The organism is Streptomyces sp. NPDC050508 (assembly GCF_040655155.1).
Taxonomy (GTDB): Bacteria; Actinomycetota; Actinomycetes; order Streptomycetales; family Streptomycetaceae; genus Streptomyces.
Window position 1 is genome coordinate 323,822 of sequence record NZ_JBFAJJ010000003.1, and the last position, 18,060, is coordinate 341,881.

The 18,060-nt window shown below is 71.5% G+C and carries 17 protein-coding genes; all 17 read left to right on the forward strand.

All coding sequences use genetic code 11. From position 1 onward, the window contains the following. Nucleotides 1-28 precede the first annotated feature (28 nt). The 17 genes from AB0I69_RS10940 (at nt 29) to AB0I69_RS11020 (ending at nt 18,023) form a co-directional block, all read left to right on the forward strand. Nucleotides 29-601: a GNAT family N-acetyltransferase gene (locus tag AB0I69_RS10940; protein ID WP_363095278.1), complete on the forward strand. Its 573-nt coding sequence runs from the start codon at nt 29-31 to the stop codon at nt 599-601. A 127-nt stretch (nt 602-728) separates the two neighbouring features. After that, complete coding sequence (locus AB0I69_RS10945; RefSeq protein WP_317774501.1) at nt 729-812, forward strand: putative leader peptide; 84 nt, start codon at nt 729-731, stop codon at nt 810-812. A gap of 129 nt (nt 813-941) precedes the next feature. Next, nucleotides 942-2,639: a nitrite/sulfite reductase gene (locus tag AB0I69_RS10950; RefSeq protein ID WP_363095279.1), complete on the forward strand. Its 1,698-nt coding sequence runs from the start codon at nt 942-944 to the stop codon at nt 2,637-2,639. Further along, a complete protein-coding gene (locus AB0I69_RS10955) occupies nt 2,636-2,815 on the forward strand; it encodes a hypothetical protein (RefSeq protein WP_363095280.1) in 180 nt (59 codons plus the stop codon). Before AB0I69_RS10950 ends, AB0I69_RS10955 begins: the two co-directional genes overlap by 4 nt. After that, complete coding sequence (locus tag AB0I69_RS10960; RefSeq protein WP_363095281.1) at nt 2,812-3,522, forward strand: phosphoadenylyl-sulfate reductase; 711 nt, start codon at nt 2,812-2,814, stop codon at nt 3,520-3,522. Before AB0I69_RS10955 ends, AB0I69_RS10960 begins: the two co-directional genes overlap by 4 nt. Then, complete coding sequence (gene cysC / locus AB0I69_RS10965; RefSeq protein ID WP_363095282.1) at nt 3,519-4,082, forward strand: adenylyl-sulfate kinase; 564 nt, start codon at nt 3,519-3,521, stop codon at nt 4,080-4,082. The genes AB0I69_RS10960 and cysC overlap by 4 nt, the downstream gene beginning before the upstream one ends. Further along, complete coding sequence (gene cysD / locus AB0I69_RS10970) at nt 4,079-5,017, forward strand: sulfate adenylyltransferase subunit CysD (RefSeq protein WP_363095283.1); 939 nt, start codon at nt 4,079-4,081, stop codon at nt 5,015-5,017. The genes cysC and cysD overlap by 4 nt, the downstream gene beginning before the upstream one ends. A 2-nt stretch (nt 5,018-5,019) precedes the next feature. Next, nucleotides 5,020-6,354 carry a GTP-binding protein gene (locus AB0I69_RS10975; RefSeq protein ID WP_363095284.1) on the forward strand — a complete coding sequence of 445 codons (1,335 nt, stop codon included), beginning with the start codon at nt 5,020-5,022 and terminating at the stop codon, nt 6,352-6,354. Nucleotides 6,355-6,589: 235 nt separating this feature from the next. After that, nucleotides 6,590-7,702, forward strand: a complete 1,113-nt coding sequence (locus AB0I69_RS10980; protein ID WP_363095285.1) for an aliphatic sulfonate ABC transporter substrate-binding protein — start codon at nt 6,590-6,592, stop codon at nt 7,700-7,702. Between the two features lie 13 nt (nt 7,703-7,715). After that, the gene (locus AB0I69_RS10985) at nt 7,716-8,522 is read left to right on the forward strand and encodes an ABC transporter ATP-binding protein (RefSeq protein ID WP_363095286.1); all 807 of its coding nucleotides are present in this window, start codon (nt 7,716-7,718) and stop codon (nt 8,520-8,522) included. Further along, nucleotides 8,509-9,387, forward strand: coding sequence for an ABC transporter permease (locus AB0I69_RS10990; protein WP_363095287.1), 879 nt, complete (start codon nt 8,509-8,511; stop codon nt 9,385-9,387). The genes AB0I69_RS10985 and AB0I69_RS10990 overlap by 14 nt, the downstream gene beginning before the upstream one ends. Nucleotides 9,388-9,396: 9 nt before the next feature. Beyond that, nucleotides 9,397-10,137 (forward strand): sirohydrochlorin chelatase, encoded by a 741-nt coding sequence (locus tag AB0I69_RS10995; RefSeq protein WP_363095288.1) that lies wholly within the window; start codon nt 9,397-9,399, stop codon nt 10,135-10,137. A gap of 104 nt (nt 10,138-10,241) precedes the next feature. Beyond that, the gene (locus AB0I69_RS11000) at nt 10,242-12,407 is read left to right on the forward strand and encodes a hypothetical protein (RefSeq protein WP_363095289.1); all 2,166 of its coding nucleotides are present in this window, start codon (nt 10,242-10,244) and stop codon (nt 12,405-12,407) included. 3 nt (nt 12,408-12,410) lie between these two features. Continuing rightward, the gene (locus AB0I69_RS11005; protein WP_363095290.1) at nt 12,411-13,664 is read left to right on the forward strand and encodes a hypothetical protein; all 1,254 of its coding nucleotides are present in this window, start codon (nt 12,411-12,413) and stop codon (nt 13,662-13,664) included. After that, complete coding sequence (locus tag AB0I69_RS11010) at nt 13,661-16,294, forward strand: GTPase-associated protein 1-related protein (RefSeq protein WP_363095291.1); 2,634 nt, start codon at nt 13,661-13,663, stop codon at nt 16,292-16,294. The genes AB0I69_RS11005 and AB0I69_RS11010 overlap by 4 nt, the downstream gene beginning before the upstream one ends. Then, complete coding sequence (locus AB0I69_RS11015) at nt 16,291-17,898, forward strand: hypothetical protein (protein ID WP_363095292.1); 1,608 nt, start codon at nt 16,291-16,293, stop codon at nt 17,896-17,898. The genes AB0I69_RS11010 and AB0I69_RS11015 overlap by 4 nt, the downstream gene beginning before the upstream one ends. Beyond that, nucleotides 17,895-18,023: a hypothetical protein gene (locus AB0I69_RS11020; protein WP_363095293.1), complete on the forward strand. Its 129-nt coding sequence runs from the start codon at nt 17,895-17,897 to the stop codon at nt 18,021-18,023. Before AB0I69_RS11015 ends, AB0I69_RS11020 begins: the two co-directional genes overlap by 4 nt. Nucleotides 18,024-18,060 lie beyond the last annotated feature (37 nt).

Genomic DNA, 18,060 nt, shown 5'->3' on the forward strand with positions numbered 1-18,060 from the left:
CCCCCGGCCGGATGATTCCCTGACGGGCATGACGAACATCCCGGTGACCACCTGGTCCCTGGAGCAGACCGACCCGAGCGACCTCCTTCCGGCCATCGCGCCGGACGGGGACGTGCGGATCGTCCGCTCCGAGGTGCCCTCCCCCGAGTTCAGCCGCTTTCTGTACGCGTCCGTGGGCGGGGACATCCTCTGGATCGACCGGCTGCACTGGACGTTCGCGCAGTGGCAGGAGCACCTCGACCGGCCGGGCGTGGAGACCTGGGTCGTGTACGACCGGGGCACGCCGGGCGGGTACGTGGAGCTGGAGCCGCAGGACGACGGGGTCGTCGAGATCGTCTACTTCGGCCTGGTCCCCGCCTTCCGCGGCCGGCGCCTCGGCGGCCACCTGCTCGCGTACGGTGCCGCCCGCGCCTGGGACCTCGCCGACCGCTGGCCCGGACGGGCGCCCACGAAGCGGGTCTGGCTGCATACCTGCAGCCTGGACGGCGTGCATGCAATGGACAACTATCAGCGCCGGGGCTTCAAGCTCTTCGACACGCAGGTCGAGGAGGTGACGCAGGCGCCCACCCCGGGCCCCTGGCCGGGGGCCTACCCTGCCTGACCTGCGCCGACAAGACAGCGTGCGTACCTTGTGACCGACGACACCCTCGTCTCACATAGTGGGACCAGGGTGTCCGCATGGCGGACGAAGCTGGACTGTGTCCAGAACGCCATGACACGCTTCCGTCATGTCCGGAACTGGAATTGCCTTGGTGAGTCGGCGGCACGTCGACCTCGGCCGCATGTCCAGCGCCATCTGTCCGGCCGTCTAGCCGAGCCGCAGCACCGCCGGATCTCCCCGTATCTGCCTCATACTGCGCAAAGACGCGCGCGTATGCCCGCATGCGCCCGTACGCGCAGGTCAGAGCCGATCACCCGCCTGTCCCGGAGGACGTAGAACCATGGCCGCCACCCCTGAGAACCCTGCAGCCGCAGCGCCCCGCCGCAAGGTGAGCCGTCACCGCGGTGAGGGTCAGTGGGCAGCCGGACACTTCACCCCGCTCAACGGCAACGAGCAGTTCAAGAAGGACGACGACGGTCTCAATGTGCGGACACGCATTGAGACGATCTACTCCAAGCGCGGGTTCGACTCGATCGACCCGAACGATCTGCGCGGCCGTATGCGCTGGTGGGGGCTGTACACCCAGCGCAAGCCCGGGATCGACGGCGGCAAGACCGCGATCCTGGAGCCGGAGGAGCTGGACGACAAGTACTTCATGCTGCGCGTCCGGATCGACGGCGGCCGGCTCACCACGGACCAGCTGCGGGTGATCGGCGAGATCTCGCAGGAGTTCGCGCGCGGCACGGCCGACCTCACCGACCGGCAGAACGTGCAGTACCACTGGATCCGCATCGAGGACGTGCCCGAGATCTGGAACCGCCTGGAGGCGGTCGGTCTCTCCACCACCGAGGCCTGCGGTGACACGCCCCGCGTGATCCTCGGCTCGCCCGTCGCGGGCATCGCCGAGGACGAGATCATCGACGGCACCCCGGCGATCGACGAGATCCACCGCCGGATCATCGGCAACAAGGACTTCTCGAACCTGCCCCGCAAGTTCAAGTCCGCGATCTCCGGCTCGCCGCTGCTGGACGTGGCGCACGAGATCAACGACATCGCCTTCGTCGGCGTGAACCACCCCGAGCACGGCCCCGGCTTCGACGTCTGGGTCGGCGGCGGCCTCTCCACCAACCCGAAGATCGGCCAACGCCTCGGCGCCTGGGTCCCGTTGGACGAGGTCCCGGACGTCTACGAGGGCGTCATCTCGATCTTCCGCGACCACGGCTACCGGCGGCTGCGCACCCGCGCCCGCCTGAAGTTCCTGGTCGCCGACTGGGGCATCGAGAAGTTCCGCCAGATCCTCGAAGACGACTACCTCAAGCGGAAGCTGATCGACGGCCCGGCCCCCGACCAGCCGGTCGCCCGCTGGCGCGACCACGTCGGCGTCCACCGCCAGCAGGACGGCCTGTTCTACGTCGGTTTCGCCCCGCGCGTCGGCCGCGTCGACGGCACCACGCTCACGAAGATCGCCGAACTGGCCCAGGCGCACGGCTCGGGCCGGCTGCGCACCACGGTCGAGCAGAAGATGATCGTGCTCGATGTCGAGGAGGGGCAGGTCGAGTCCCTGGTGGAGGGTCTCGAAGCGCTCGGCCTCACCGCCAAGCCCTCCCCCTTCCGGCGCGGCACCATGGCCTGCACCGGCATCGAGTACTGCAAGCTCGCCATCGTCGAGACCAAGCAGCGCGGCATCACGCTCATCGACGAACTGGAGCGCCGCATCCCGGAGTTCGACGAGCCGATCACCATCAACATCAACGGCTGCCCGAACGCCTGCGCCCGTATCCAGGTCGCGGACATCGGCCTCAAGGGCCAGTTGGTCCTCAACGACCAGGGCGAGCAGGTCGAGGGCTTCCAGGTGCACCTCGGCGGCGCGCTCGGACTGGAGGCCGGCTTCGGCCGCAAGGTCCGTGGCCTGAAGGTCACTTCGGAGGAACTGCCCGACTACGTCGAGCGGGTCCTCACCCGGTTCCAGCAGGAGCGCGAGGACGGCGAGCGCTTCGCCGTCTGGGCGACCCGCGCCTCCGAGGAGGCCCTCTCATGAGTGAGCGGGCCGCCCCCTTCTACTGCCCCTACTGCGGTGACGAGGACCTGCGTCCCAATGAGCAGGGCCATGGCGCATGGGAATGCGCGGCATGCAATCGGGCCTTTCAGCTGAAGTTCCTCGGGCTCCTCGCCCGGGGTCTCCAGCAGACCGAAGCAGGGGATGACGGGATATGACGACGACTCAGAAAGCGCGCCCCACCGACGACTTGAAAGCCCTCGCCGAGCAGGCGGGCCGTGACCTGGAGGACGCCTCCGCGCTGGAGATCCTCCAGTGGGCGGCTCGGACCTTCGGCAAGCAGTTCTGCGTGACCTCCTCGATGGAGGACGCGGTGGTGGCCCACCTCGCCTCCCGCGCGATGCCCGGCGTCGACGTGGTGTTCCTCGACACCGGCTACCACTTCCCCGAGACCATCGGCACCCGTGACGCGGTCGAGGCCGTGATGGACGTCAACGTCATCACGCTCACCCCGCGCCAGACCGTCGCCGAGCAGGACGCCGAGTACGGCCCCCGACTGCACGACCGCGACCCGGACCTGTGCTGCAAGCTCCGCAAGGTGCAGCCCCTGGAGCAGGGCCTCACCAAGTACGCGGCCTGGGCGACCGGGCTGCGCCGCGACGAATCCCCGACCCGGGCGAACACCCCCGTCGTCGGCTGGGACGAGAAGCGCCAGAAGGTCAAGGTCTCCCCCATCGCCCGCTGGACCCAGGACGACGTGGACGCGTACGTCGCCGAACACGGCGTGCTGACCAACCCGTTGCTGATGGACGGCTACGCGTCCGTCGGCTGCGCGCCCTGCACCCGCCGGGTCCTGGCGGGCGAGGACGCACGCGCCGGCCGCTGGGCGGGGCGCGGGAAGACCGAGTGCGGGCTGCACGAGTGACCATCACCGAGAAGGAGTTGCACGTGACGACCGGAGCCACCGTCTGGCTCACCGGACTGCCGAGTGCCGGCAAGACCACCATCGCGTACGAGCTGGCCGGCCGGCTGCGCGAGAAGGGCCAGCTCGTCGAGGTGCTCGACGGCGACGAGATCCGCGAGTTCATCTCGGCGGGCCTCGGCTTCAGCCGCGAGGACCGGCACACCAACGTGCAGCGCATCGGCTTCCTCGCCGAACTGCTCGCCCGTAACGGTGTCCTGGCGCTCGTCCCGGTCATCGCGCCGTACGCCGACAGCCGCGAGGCCGTCCGCAAGCGGCACCAGGAGAGCGGCGCCGCCTACGTCGAGGTGCATGTGGCGACCCCGGTCGACGTGTGCTCCGTACGCGATGTGAAGGGTCTCTACGCCAAGCAGGCCGCCGGTGAACTGACCGGGCTCACCGGGGTCGACGACCCGTACGAGGAGCCCGAGTCGCCCGACCTGCGGATCGAGTCGCAGCACCAGACCGTGCAGGAGTCGGCGGCGGCTGTCCACGCGCTGCTCACCGAGAGGGGACTGGCATGACGACGACCGTTGCCAAGGCCGACGAGGGTACGGACACGCCGTACGCCCTCTCGCACCTGGACGCTCTTGAGTCCGAGGCGGTGCACATCTTCCGTGAGGTGGCGGGTGAGTTCGAGCGGCCGGTGATTCTGTTCTCCGGCGGCAAGGACTCCATCGTCATGCTGCACCTCGCGCTGAAGGCGTTCGCTCCCGCGCCGGTGCCCTTCACGCTGCTGCATGTGGACACGGGACACAACTTCCCCGAAGTCCTTGAGTACCGGGACCGTGTGGTCGCCGCACATGGGCTCCGCCTCCATGTGGCCTCCGTACAGGACTACATCGACCGTGGTGTGCTGCGCGAACGTCCCGACGGGACCCGCAACCCGCTCCAGACCCTGCCACTCACCGAGAAGATCCAGAGCGAGAAGTTCGACGCGGTCTTCGGCGGCGGACGTAGGGACGAGGAGAAGGCCCGCGCCAAGGAGCGGGTGTTCAGTCTTCGCGACGAGTTCTCGCAGTGGGACCCGCGACGGCAGCGGCCCGAGCTGTGGAACCTGTACAACGGGCGGCACGCGGCCGGTGAACACGTCCGGGTGTTCCCGCTGTCCAACTGGACCGAGCTGGACGTCTGGCAGTACATCGCCCGCGAGGGCATCGTGCTGCCCGAGATCTACTTCGCGCACGAGCGTGAGGTGTTCGCGCGTGACGGCATGTGGCTGACCGCCGGTGAGTGGGGCGGGCCGAAGGAGACCGAGACGGTCGAGAAGCGGCTCATCCGGTACCGGACCGTGGGCGACATGTCCTGCACCGGGGCTGTCGACTCCGACGCGGTGACGCTGGAGCAGGTCATCACCGAGATCGCCGCCTCCCGGCTGACCGAGCGGGGCGCGACGCGTGCCGACGACAAGATGTCCGAGGCCGCGATGGAAGACCGCAAGCGCGAGGGGTACTTCTAACCATGAGCACCATCACGACCGAGGAACTCATCTCCACCACGCTGCTGCGGTTCGCCACGGCGGGCTCCGTCGACGACGGCAAGTCCACGCTCGTAGGACGGCTGTTGCACGACTCCAAGTCGGTGCTGACCGACCAACTCGAAGCCGTGCAGCGGGTGTCGGCCGACCGCGGCCAGGACGGTCCCGACCTCGCGCTGCTCACCGACGGCCTGCGGGCCGAGCGGGAGCAGGGCATCACGATCGACGTGGCGTACCGCTACTTCGCCACGCCGCGGCGCCGGTTCATCCTCGCCGACACGCCCGGTCACGTGCAGTACACCCGCAACATGGTGACGGGTGCCTCCACGGCCGAGCTGACGGTGATCCTCGTCGACGCCCGCAACGGTGTCGTCGAGCAGACCCGGCGCCATGCCGCGATCGCCGCGCTGCTGCGTGTCCCGCACGTGGTGCTCGCGGTCAACAAGATGGACCTCGTCGAGTACAAGGAGACCGTGTTCGCCGCCATCGCCGAGGAGTTCACGGCGTACGCGAGCGAGCTGGGCGTCCCGGAGATCACCGCGATCCCCATCTCGGCGCTGGCCGGCGACAACGTGGTGGACCCGTCCGCGAACATGGACTGGTACGGCGGGCCGACCTTCCTGGAGCACCTGGAGTCGGTGCCGGTCAGCCACGACCTGGCGCACTGCCACGCGCGGCTGCCCGTGCAGTACGTGATCCGGCCGCAGAACGCCGAACACCCCGACTACCGGGGGTACGCGGGTCAGATCGCGGCCGGTACGTTCCGCGTCGGCGACGCCGTGACGATCCTGCCGTCCGGGCGTGCCACGAAGATCTCCGGCATCGACCTGCTCGGCAAGCCGGTCAGGACCGCCTGGACCACGCAGTCGGTGACCGTCCTCCTGGAGGACGACATCGACGTCTCCCGCGGCGACCTCATCGTGCCCAGCAAGGACGCCCCGGCGACCACGCAGGACATCGAGGCGACCGTCTGCCATGTCGCCGACGCGCCGCTGACCGTGGGCCACCGGGTGCTCCTCAAGCACGGCACCCGCACGGTCAAGGCGATCGTCAAGGACATCCCGTCCCGGCTCACGCTCGACGACCTGTCCCTGCACCCGCATCCGGGACAGCTCGTCGCCAACGACATCGGCCGGGTGAAGATCCGCACCGCGGAGCCGCTGCCGGTCGACTCGTACGCCGACTCGCGCCGTACGGGCTCGTTCATCCTGATCGACCCGGCGGACGGCACCACGCTCACCGCCGGCATGGTCGGCGAGTCGTTCGCGGCGCCGGAGCCGGTCAAGGACGCGTCGGACGAGGACGGTTGGGACTTCTGACATGACGTCCATGGACTTCTACTCCACGTTCGCGAAGGAGGGCGGCCGCGTCGGCAGCGGCGCCCTCGGCAGCGGGCAGGGCGGAGTGGCGCGATGTGCGGGCTGACGTACGCGCACTGCCTGCGCGCCCCGTCCCCCCACCCGCCGTCCCGGACGCGACGAAAACGAAGACCTGCCGACCTCCCGGCCACGACCTGAGACCGTGACCGCCGGGCCAACGAGAGGAACACCTCCCGTGCCTGCCAACCGCTCGACATACCTGCGTCGCGGCATAGCCGTGATCGCCGCGCTCCCGCTGCTCACCCTCGCCGCCTGCGGTTACGGGTCGGACTCGAAGAGCACCAACACGAAGGAAAAGGTCGCCGCCGGGTCCTCGAAGATCGAGGGTCTCGACACCGTGAAGATCGGCTACTTCGGCAACCTGACCCACGGAACCGCGCTGGTCGGCCGTGAACAGGGCTTCTTCCAGAAGGCGTTGGGCGCGACCAAGGCGTCCTACGCGACCTTCAACGCCGGCCCGTCCGAGATCGAGGCGCTCAACTCGAACTCCATCGACATCGGCTGGATCGGCCCCTCCCCGGCGATCAACGGCTACACCAAGTCCGACGGCAAGAGCCTGAAGATCATCGGCGGTTCGGCGTCGGGCGGCGTGAAGTTGGTCGTCAACCCGAAGAAGATCAAGTCGCTCGCGGACGTCAAGGGCAAGAAGATCGCGACGCCTCAGCTGGGCAACACGCAGGACGTGGCGTTCCTCAACTGGATCGCGGACCAGGGCTGGAAGGTCGACGCGCAGAGCGGCAAGGGCGATGTGACCGTCGTCCGTACCGACAACAAGATCACCCCGGACGCCTTCAAGGCCGGTTCCATCGACGGCGCCTGGGTGCCGGAGCCGACCGCGTCGAAGCTGGTGGCCGAGGGCGGCAAGGTGCTGCTCGACGAGTCGACGCTGTGGCCCGACAAGAAGTTCGTGATCACGAACATCATCGTGTCGCAGAAGTTCCTCAAGGCGCACCCGAAGGTCGTCGAGGCCGTCCTGAAGGGCTCGGTCGCGGCCAACAAGTGGATCAACGCCAACCCGACGGAGGCGAAGGCCGCGGCGAACAAGCAGCTGGAGGCCGACTCCGGCAAGGCGCTGCCCGCCAACGTCCTGGACCCGGCGTGGAGTTCGATCCAGTTCACCAACGACCCGCTGGCCGCCACCCTCAACTCCGAGGCGCAGCACGCGGTGAAGGCCGGTCTGCTGGAGAAGCCCGATCTGAAGGGCATCTACGACCTCACGCTCCTCAACAAGGTCCTCAAGGCGGACGGCGACAGCACGGTCGACGCCGCCGGCCTCGGCACGAGCTGATCGAGGGAACCCGATGACTTCCCAGGAGGTGACGACCATGGCCACGACGTTCGCCAAGGAGACCACCGCGTCGGTCGAGTACGCGGCACGCCTTGAGCATGTCTCGAAGTCCTTCGCGACACCGGGTGGGCAGCAGCTCGTCCTGGACGACATCACCATCGATGTCGCGCCGGGCGAGTTCGTCACCCTCCTGGGGGCCTCGGGCTGCGGCAAGTCCACCCTGCTGAACCTGGTGGCGGGCCTCGACAAGCCCACCGCCGGGTCCATCACGACGGACGGCCGCCCCGCGCTGATGTTCCAGGAGCACGCCCTGTTCCCGTGGCTGACCGCGGGCAAGAACATCGAACTCGCCCTGAAACTCAGGGGAGTTCCGAAGGACGAGCGGCGCGGCAGGACCGAGGAGCTGCTCGAACTGGTCCGGCTGCAGGGCTCGTACGGCAAGCGCGTGCACGAACTGTCCGGCGGTATGCGCCAGCGTGTCGCCATGGCCCGTGCGCTCGCCCAGGAGAGCCGGATCCTGCTGATGGACGAGCCGTTCGCGGCGCTGGACGCCATCACGCGGGACGTCCTGCACGACGAACTGACCCGTATCTGGGGCGAGACGGGACTCTCCGTCCTGTTCGTCACGCACAACGTGCGGGAGGCGGTACGGCTCGCCCAGCGGGTCATCCTGCTGTCCTCGCGACCCGGCCGGATTGCCCGCGAGTGGACGGTCGGCATTCCGCAGCCGCGCCGCATCGAGGACGCGCCCGTGGCCGAACTGTCCCTTGAGATCACCGATGTACTGCGTGGGGAGATCCGCCGTCATGGCCAGCACTGAGACGACGACCGTCCAGGACGGCGGGAGCGTCGAGGCCGGCCTCGACGCTCTGGAGAATCAGGTCGCGGGCCGTCCGACCTTCCGGCAGACGTTCGTCAACAAGATCTTCCCGCCGATCGTCGCCCTCGCGGTCGTCATGGTGATCTGGTTCATCCTGACCCCGATCGTCGACGACCCGAGCAAGCTGCCCTCGCCGGGCGCCGTGGGAGCCGAGTTCAAGAACGCCTGGCTGCAGGGCAACCTGCTCGGCTACATCTGGACCAGCGTCTCGCGCGGTCTGCTGGGCTTCTTCTTCGCGCTGCTGATCGGCACCCCGCTGGGCCTGGTGGTGGCGCGGGTGAAGTTCATCCGCGCGGCGATCGGCCCGATCCTGTCCGGACTCCAGTCGCTGCCGTCGGTGGCCTGGGTGCCGCCGGCCGTGATCTGGCTGGGCCTGAACAACTCGATGATGTACACGGTGATCCTGCTCGGCGCGGTCCCCTCGATCGCCAACGGCCTGGTGTCCGGCGTCGACCAGGTGCCGCCGCTGTTCCTGCGGGCGGGCCGCACGATGGGCGCGACCGGCGTCAAGGGCATCTGGCACGTCACCCTGCCGGCGGCGCTCCCCGGCTATGTGGCGGGTCTGAAGCAGGGCTGGGCGTTCTCGTGGCGCTCCCTGATGGCGGCGGAGATCATCGCGAGCTTCCCCGATCTCGGCGTGGGTCTGGGCCAGTTGCTGGAGAACGGCCGTACCGCCAGCGACATGGCGATGGTGTTCGAGGCGATCGTCCTGATCCTGTTCGTCGGTATCGCCATCGACCTGCTGCTCTTCAGCCCGGTGGAGCGCTGGGTGCTGCGCAGCCGGGGTCTGCTGGTGAAGAGCTGAGCTGATCCCATGCACCAGAGGCCGGTCCTCCTCGTCATCGCCCACGGCAGCCGCGATCCGCGGCACGCCGCGACCGTCCACGCCCTCGTGCGGCGGGTACGGTCGCGGCGGCCCGGGCTGCGCGTGGAGGTCGGCTTCCTGGACTTCAACATCCCTTCCGTACACGGGGTCTTGGCGTCGCTGGCGGCGGAGGGCGTGCGGGACGTCGTGGCGCTCCCGCTGCTCCTGACCCGCGCGTTCCACGCGAAGGCGGACATCCCCGCGGTCCTCGCCGCCGCACCGCCGCAGCTGCGGATCAGGCAGGCAGAGGTCCTTGGCCCGTCGCCACTGTTGGTGCGGGCCCTCGAACGGCGGCTCTACGAGGCCGGGTTGACGTCCGCCGACAAGTCCTCGACCGGGGTCGTCCTGGCCTCGGCGGGGTCCACCGACCCGGAGGCGATCGCGGTGATCGCCGACCTCGCCCGGCAGTGGTGGGACACCGGTTGGTGCGCGGTGCGCCCCGCGTTCGCGTCGGCGGCCCTGCCCCGCACCGAGGACGCGGTCCGCGAACTGCGGGCCCTGGGCTGCGCACGCGTCGCGGTCGCGCCGTATGTCCTCGCGCCCGGTTTCCTCCCCGACCGCATCGCGCGGGGCGCGGCCGAAGCGGACGTCCTCGCCGATGTGCTGGGCCCCGCACCGGAGGTGGCGCGGGTTCTCCTGGAGCGCTACGACGCAGCCCTGACCCCGGCCCTCGTGACCGTCGGCGCCTGAGACCTTCACGGTTCCCACCTGCCCCGATTCCCGAAAAAGGGTCTCCCTCGGGCCCTGGATCTGCTGGGATGGTTCCTCGCGGAGCTAGCGGGGGAGCAGTACACGTGGCGGGTCGGGACTTCGGGCATCACTTGGGGCTGCCCCGAGCGCTGTCCGGGCTGCCGCTGAGCCCGCTCGTCGCGTCCTACGGCAAGCTCCTCGCCGCCCAACACGGGCTCGGCCTACGGCACTTGGGCGAGGTGCTGATGCCGCCGGGCGCCGGTGGGCTCGGTGTCCTCGACGGGGTGTACGTGCCGTCCGGCGCGCGCGGTCGCCGTCGTGTGGACCTTCCGTTCCTGGAGGACCTCGCCCGCGCCCCGACCCCGACCGCCGCACTCGCCGGCCTGCTGGCCGAGGTGCACCGCAGTGATCCGCAGGCGGTGCGCAGGGTCCTGCTCTACCAACTGATCGGCCTGCTCCAGGACCGGCCGGTGGCGGAACGTCCGCACCTGGCCGCCCAGTTGGGGGTGCACGCCGACGAACTCGCCGGGCTCGTGGCGGCGGCACGACTGCGGCCCGCCCTCGACAAGCGCCGACGGCACGCCGCCGAGTCCGTCGCCGGAGCCTGGGAACAGCACCGACTGCATCGGGTCCGCACCCTGCTGGAACGGCTGCCGGAGGGCGCCGACGACCCGGCTCTACGGTCGCTGCGGGCCGAGTCGGCCGCGCGGTTCGCCGTGGTCGACGGGGCGTTGCTCGCGGCGCGGCGGGCCGAGGACGACCGGGACGCGGAAACCGCCGGTGAGGAGTATCTGCGCGCCCTGCGTGAAGTCGCGGACGACCGGCGGGCGTTGCGCGGGCTGGTGCGGGTGCGTCGGCCGCGGGCCGCTGAGCGGGCGCCGCTGCGTGCCGAACTCGGTCTGGATCACGTCGAGTTGACGTGGGACGAGGACGACGCGGGCCGCGACTGGCGCCTGCTGTGCCTGCACCGCGACGAGCAGGGCGCGCCGACCGTGCGTGAGGTGTCGGCGCGCGATGAGGCGCTCGTGCTCGGGAGCCCGGTCCGCTACGCCGCCCTCCCCCTGCGCGACGGGCTCGTGGACGGCCCGCCGCTCGTGTCGCACCAGTTGCTCGTCACCCCCGAGGTGGGCGGGCTCTCGGTGACGGACGGGCCGGAGCGGATCGAGGGTTCCTGGGAGCGGCCACCGGGTGCCACGGACGTCACGGTCGAGCGCACCGGTCCTGACGGCACGGTCGAGCAACTGAGCTGCCGCCAGGACGGGTTCACCGCGAAGGGCCTGCCGACCGGCAGCCACGGCATCCGCGTCGTCTGCCACTACCGAGCCCCCGACGGACAGCCGGTCACCTCCCCCGGCGTCCGCGCCACCCGCACCGTCCACCCCTGGCCCTCCCCCGTCCGCACCCTCACCGCACAACCCGAGGGCGACGCCGTCCGGTTCGCCTGGACGGGGGCCGAGGACGCGGACGTACGGCTGGTGGAGTGGCCCGGCGAGGCCCCGGCCCCCGGCGTCGAACTGCGCACGCGGGAGCTGCCGGCCGGGCTCGGCTGGCCCGAGCGGGACGGGGCCCGGCGTCCGCCGCCCGGCCTGCACGTCCGGGTCGCCGCCGTCGCCGTGCTCGGTGAGCGGGCACTGGCGGGTCCCACGGTGGAGGTCGAGGTGCTCCGTCCGGTGACCGGGCTCGCGGCCCGGCGGCTGCCTGGCGGGGAGGCGGAGGTCACGGTGGACTGGCCCGACGACACCGGTCATCTCAGGGTGAGTTGGGACACCGGTGAGCGCAGTGTCACCGCGCACGCCTACCGGCGCGGCGGGCTGCGCCTGTCCGTGGGACCGCAGGCCGTACGGATCCGGGCCGCCGCCGCTCCCCAGGTGCCCGGAGCGGTCGTCGTGGCGCCGGACGCGGCCGAGGCGCTGCTGCCGCCCGACACGGCCATCGGCTATCAACTGGTGCGCGCGCCACGCCGGTTGCTCGGGCGGGGCCGTACCCTGCTGCGGGTCACCCTGTCCGCGCCGGAGGGCGGCGACGGCCGCGACGCCCCCGAGTTCGTGTGTGTCGCCCGCAGCGGCACGCTCCGGCCGCGCAGCGCGGCCGACGGCACCACTCTGCTGCGGATCCCCGGCACCGACCTGCTGCGCCTCGGCACGGTGGAGCAGGAGTTGCCGGCCGCGCCCTGCCCGGCGCCGTACACCTTGCGCGGCTTTCTGCTGGGCGAGCACGCGGCCTCGGTACGACTCGAAGAACCGTCCCCCGCGACCCTGGTGGTGCGCTGAGCCATGACGACCGTCATCTGCCCCTACTGCTTCGCCCGCAACTCGGCGGCCAGACTGCCCTACCGGTGCCTGATGACCCGGAGCGGAGTCCGCGGGGACACACCCTGCGGGCCCCAACGGGACGGCGCCTGGGCCGGGTTCGTGGGTCCTGGCGTCAATCCGGCGGCCCTGATGCGGGGGCCGGTGTTCGCCCCGGCGCGCGGGATGACCGCGCTGGCGTCCGGGCTGCGCGGCGGCTCCGGGAGCAGCGTGCCCTGCCCGGACTGCGGGGTGACCACCACGGTCCGGGTCTGCGCGTCCTGCCACAGCGACCTGCCCAGTGACTACTGCGACCAGGACAGCCGCATCATCGCGCTGGTCGGCGCGAAGGCCTCCGGCAAGAGCACCTATGTGTCCGTGCTGGTCAACGAGTTGAACCAGCGCGTCGGGCAGGCCTATCACGCCTCGCTGGCGGCGATGGGGCAGTCAACGCAGCAGCGGGACAGGGAGATGGCGGAGGACCTGTACGAGCGGCTGCGGCTGCCCGACGCGACCCGCCCGGCGGCGCTCGGCTTCAACGACCCGCTCCTGTACCGGCTCAGCGTGCCCCGCCGCAGGCGCCTCGGCAACGGCACCCGGCACACCACGCTGGTCTTCTTCGACGCGGCGGGCGAGGACCTCGCGGGCGCCGAGGCGATGGACCGGTACACCCGCTACCTCAGTGCGGCCGACGGCATCGTCCTGCTGGTCGATCCGCTGCAACTCGGCTCCGTGCGCGACCGGTTGCCGCTCCAGGACGGTCCGCCGCTGCCCACCGTGGAGACACCTCCGCAGCAGATCGCCGCCGACCTCGCGGCCCAGCTGCGCGCCCACGGCAAGGGCGGCGCGCGAGGCCGGGTGACCACACCGATAGCGGTGGCGGTGACGAAGACGGACATGCTGAAGCCGCTGCTCGATCCGCACTCGCCGGTGCTGCGCAACGCCCCGCATCCGGAGGGCATGTTCGACGAGGACGACCGGCTCGCCGTGCACGAGGAGATCCGGTCGCTGATGGCGGACTGGGACTCGGGCGCGCTGATGCGCCAACTGGAGCTGGACTTCGCACAGTTGTCGATGTTCGGGCTCTCGGCGCTGGGTGCGCCGCCGCCCGCCGACGCGCCCGCCGACGTACCGAAGTCGGGGCCGCAGCCAGTACGGGTGGAGGATCCGCTGCTGTGGCTGCTGGCGCTGCGCGGGGTGCTGCCGGTCCGTACCGCCGGGAAGGGACGAGCCAAGTGACCCTGGCCCAGCTGCACTACACCTCGGCGCCGCCCGGCCCCGACGGCTCCGGCTTCCGGTTCACGGCGGTGAGTCCGGGTGTGCCGCAGGGGTTGTTGCGGGAGGCCGAGCAGCTCATCGGGTACGAGCCGCCGCGCGACTGCCCGGCCCGGCCCGACGCCGAACAGCTCAAGGGCTTCCCGAAGGCCTTCAGTTTCAGCGAACTCGCCGACGGCGGACGGCTGTTGAGCCGGTCCGTGTACATCGGCGCCGACTACAGCGGGCGTTGGGGCAACTTCCACGCGCACGCCGTCCATCTGCCGTCCGGTACCCGGCTGCCGGACGGTGCGTTGCCCATCACCGCGTGGGAGTCGCCGCGTTGGGCGGATGCGACTCCCCCGGACGGCAGGCCGGAGCCGGTCGACCGTATCGAGCCGTCCGGGCTGCTCCGCAAGGAGGCGCTGGTCGCGTTCGCGATGTCCCGGGCGGGGTGGCTCGCGCCGTTCTTCGCCGATCTGCGGGCGGTCGCGGCGGACCCGGGTGCCGGGCAGATCGTGGTGGTGGAGCACGACAGTGCCGACGTGGCGCAGTGGATCGCGCTCGCCTGCGCGGTCCTGCCCCGTGAGCAGGCGCACCGGCTCACCTTCACGACGTACACCCGCCGCCCGCAGCAGGCCCGTCAGCAGATCGTCGGCGCGCTGCCGTCCTCCGAGTCGGTGGCCCACGACCACCGCTACCGCGTGCACGACTGCACCGGGCGGCAGCCGTCCGGCCCGGTCACGGACACCTGGGCCGAGGTGTGCGCCCGGATCTGGCGGGCGGGCCGCACCGACCTGTTCCGCAACGCCCCCGAAGACCTGGGGCAGTTGGCGGTGACGGCGCTGACCGCGGGCATCGACCTGCGCGCCGACGCCCGTGCGACGGCGGCCCGTTGGGCGGCCGAGCACGCGAGCGCACTGTCGGACGAGACACTGACGGCGCTGGTCGCCGGGCTGTGCGCCCGACCGCCGGCCAGCTCGGGGTGGGCGGGCGACGAACGGTCCTCGTCGGCCGGGGGCCCCGGAGGTTCGGCGCACGACGGACCCGCCTCGCTGCCCGCCTCGGGCTCGGCGGACGACGAACAGGCCGCGCTCGCCGCCCTGTTGGCCCGGTTGGACGGGCAGGTACCGGCCGTCGTGTCGGCACCGCTCGCCGCGTGGGTGCTGGCGTCGGCGGTGCTCGGCAAGGGCCCGGTGCCCACGCTGCGGGCCGGGTCGCTGACCCCGCGCGCCCATGACGACCTGGCCCGCGATCTCGCCCCCGCCCTGCGGGCCGGCCTCGCGGACCCGGCGGAGCAGCCCGCCGGACGGCCGCTCGCCCTGCTGCGGGTCGCCGACCTGCTCGACATCGACTGCCAGGACCAACTCCCCGAGCTTGCCGGGCGGTTGGCCCGGACGTTGGTGAGCGAACCGTCGACCGACCCGACGGGCACCCGCAAGCCGGACGGCGACCTGCACCGGTCACGGGACCTCCCCGCGCCCGGTCAGCCCACGCCAGAAGCCCGGCAGGGCGACGCCCGTCCCGCCGTGGGCTGCCCGCCCGCGCTGCTCGACGCGGTGCACGCTCATCCCGGGTTGCGGGTGGCCCTGTTCGGGTCGCTCAACGCGCTCGCCGCCGCCGAACCGACGGCCGTATCAAGGGCGTTGACGGGCTCCGGGCTTCCCGTCGGCCTCCAGCCCGGCTTCCCGCATCTGCGGATGTGTGTCACACCCGCCGGGTCGCGTGACCGGCTCGCGCGGTTCCACGAGGTGCTCCGCACCGCGGGCGTCTCCCCGCACGCAGACCCTGCCGTACTGCGCACCGCACTTCGTCTCACCTGGCCCGGCGAGCTGCCGACCGGCCTGGAGGCGAGCCTGCTGCTGAACGAACTGGGGTCCGACACGCATCGCGCGGCCGGCACCCGGGACTTGTTGATCGAGGCCGCCCTCGCCGCGCCCCCGGACGACCGTGACGTACCGGCGCTCGCCGTCGACCTGCTGCGCTGCTTCAGCACGGACCTGCGGCAGGAGCAGCGGGCAGCCCTGCTTCTCCTTGAGTTCACGGGGCTGTTGGGCACCGACGGCGAGGGAGAGGAGTGGGTCGGCCGGGTGCTGAGCCTGAAGAACGGTGCCGCCGAACCGGTGCCGGACACGGTTGTCGAGCGTGCCTTCCAGGTCCTCGCGTGGCGGCTCCTCGACGGGGTGGTGCCGGAGAACGAGCTGTACGCGCTGGCCCGTTCGGGCGAGCCGCGCCTGCTCGCGGCGTACGAGCGGGCGGGCCGTTCGGACCGGGTGGGCGACCGGCTGCGGACCGTGCCGGGGTATGTCGCCGCCCGGTTCTGCGACTGGAGCGCGTTCCCGGGGACGCATCCGGCCTGGGACGAGACCCGGAACGCCCTGCTGACCAAGGTGCTGCGGCCGATCGTGCGGATGCTGCCCGCCGAGGACCAGACGGAGGTCGAGGCGGCGCTCGGCCGCGCGGGCCGCGGCAAGCTCGACGCGTACCGCGCCTGGAACCGCCCCGGCGCCCTGGGGCGTCTCGCGGGACGGCTGTCCGGGCGCGGGCGGCGCGCCGACCAGCCCGGAGTGTGGCCCGGGGACGTGGAACCACCGACCGAGGGAGGCCGCCGATGAGCGCCCTGGCGCCGGTACTGATCCTGGCCGTCTGGACCGCCGTCATCGCCGTCGGCCTGTGCCTGGGCCGGGTGCTGTGGGTGTTCCTCCGGTTCGGCGCCCGGGCCGTCTGGCGAGGTCTCGGACCGTGGCAGCCGGGCCGCGCCGACCAGCGGGTCCCGCGGGTCGCCCCGGGCGCCGAACCGGCCCATCTCAGCTACTACTGGCGGCAGTTGTGGGTGGACGCCTGGTCGGCCGCCGGCTTCGGGATACGGGTCGTGTGGAAGGAGTTCTCCGATCCATGGGTGCACCGGACCGTGCGGAACCTGTTCCGCGGACGGCACCCGTCGGGCCGCCCGGGCCGGGCGCCGATCAACCGGTTCGGATACGTCGTCCTCGTCGCGCCCGGCACCTACCTCGGCGCCCTGCTCGGCGCGGTCCTCGCCACCGTCCTGCTCGGCGTGTCCCTGGCGTTCTTCGGACTGCTGGTCGGCCTGGTGTGGCTGGGCTGCGCGACGGCGGTGCCAGTACTGCGCGGGGTGGAGCGCGGCTGGGCGCTGGCCCGGGGCATCCGCGTCAAGTGCCCCTATCCCGGCTGCTATCGCCCGGTGCCGCTGGCCGTGCACCGCTGCCCCGGCTGCCGGGCCTCGCACGGTTCACTGCGGCCCGGACGGTACGGCGTGCTGTGGCACACCTGCGTGTGCGGGCACCGGCTGCCCACGACCCGGCTCGCGGGGCGCGGCAAGCTCACCGCCCTGTGCCCGCACTGCGAGCGGGTGCTGCCCGAGGCCGTCGGCACCACCCGCGTCGTGCACACCCCCCTCGTCGGCGGCACCTCTTCCGGCAAGACGATGCTGATGGCCGCCATCGTCGAGGGCCTGCACGCCTGGGACCGGAACGGCGACCTGAGCGTCGAGTACGCCTCGGCGGACGACCGGCACGCCTTCAACGACCTCAACCAGGAGCTGAACAGCACCGGTTGGGCCCACGCCACGACCGGCGGCCAGCCGCGCGCCCTGATGCTGACGGTGACCCGTGGCCGTCGGCGCCGGCTGCTCTATCTCTACGACCCGATGGGCGAGTCGGTGAGTGATGCCGAACGGGTGCGCGCCCAGCAGTACTTGAAGCACGCGGACGGCATCGTCCTGGTCGCCGACGTGCTGGCCGACTCCGCGGTGCGCCGGCGGCTCGGCCCCGAGGACACCGAGCGGGCCGGAGCGGCTCGTCCCTCCGCGCAGGGCCCGTGGGAGACGTACCAGAAACTCACCGGCGAGCTCAACGCGCTGACCGGCCGGCGCAAGCGGCTGCCCGTGGCCGCGGTCGTCACCAAGCGGGACGTCCTCGACCAGCTGCTCAAGCTGCCGAAGCCCGGAGCGCGGGTCGATGCCTGGCTGGAGCTGGAGGAGATCGGTCTCGGCCGGCTCGTCCGGGCCCTGGGGCACGACTTCAAGGCGGCCCGCTACTGGGCGGTGAGCGCCCGGGCCGCCACCGGCACCGCACCGCTGGAGGGCGAGCAACTCCGGGCCGCGGAGCCGGTGTTGTGGTTGCTCGCGGCCTCGGGCATGAAGACCGCCGCACTCAGCGCGCCCGGCCCCGAACCCGAGAAGAGGTACACCCCGGCATGACGAAGGTGACCCCACCGATCGGACACGGACGACGGCTGATGGCCGGCCTGTTCGTCACCTCCCTGGTGCTCACGGCGGCCACCCTGGCCTACTTGGCCTATCTGTTCCTCCCTCGATCGTTCTGACCTGTTCCTCCCCAACTCCCAGAAAGGACACGGAGTG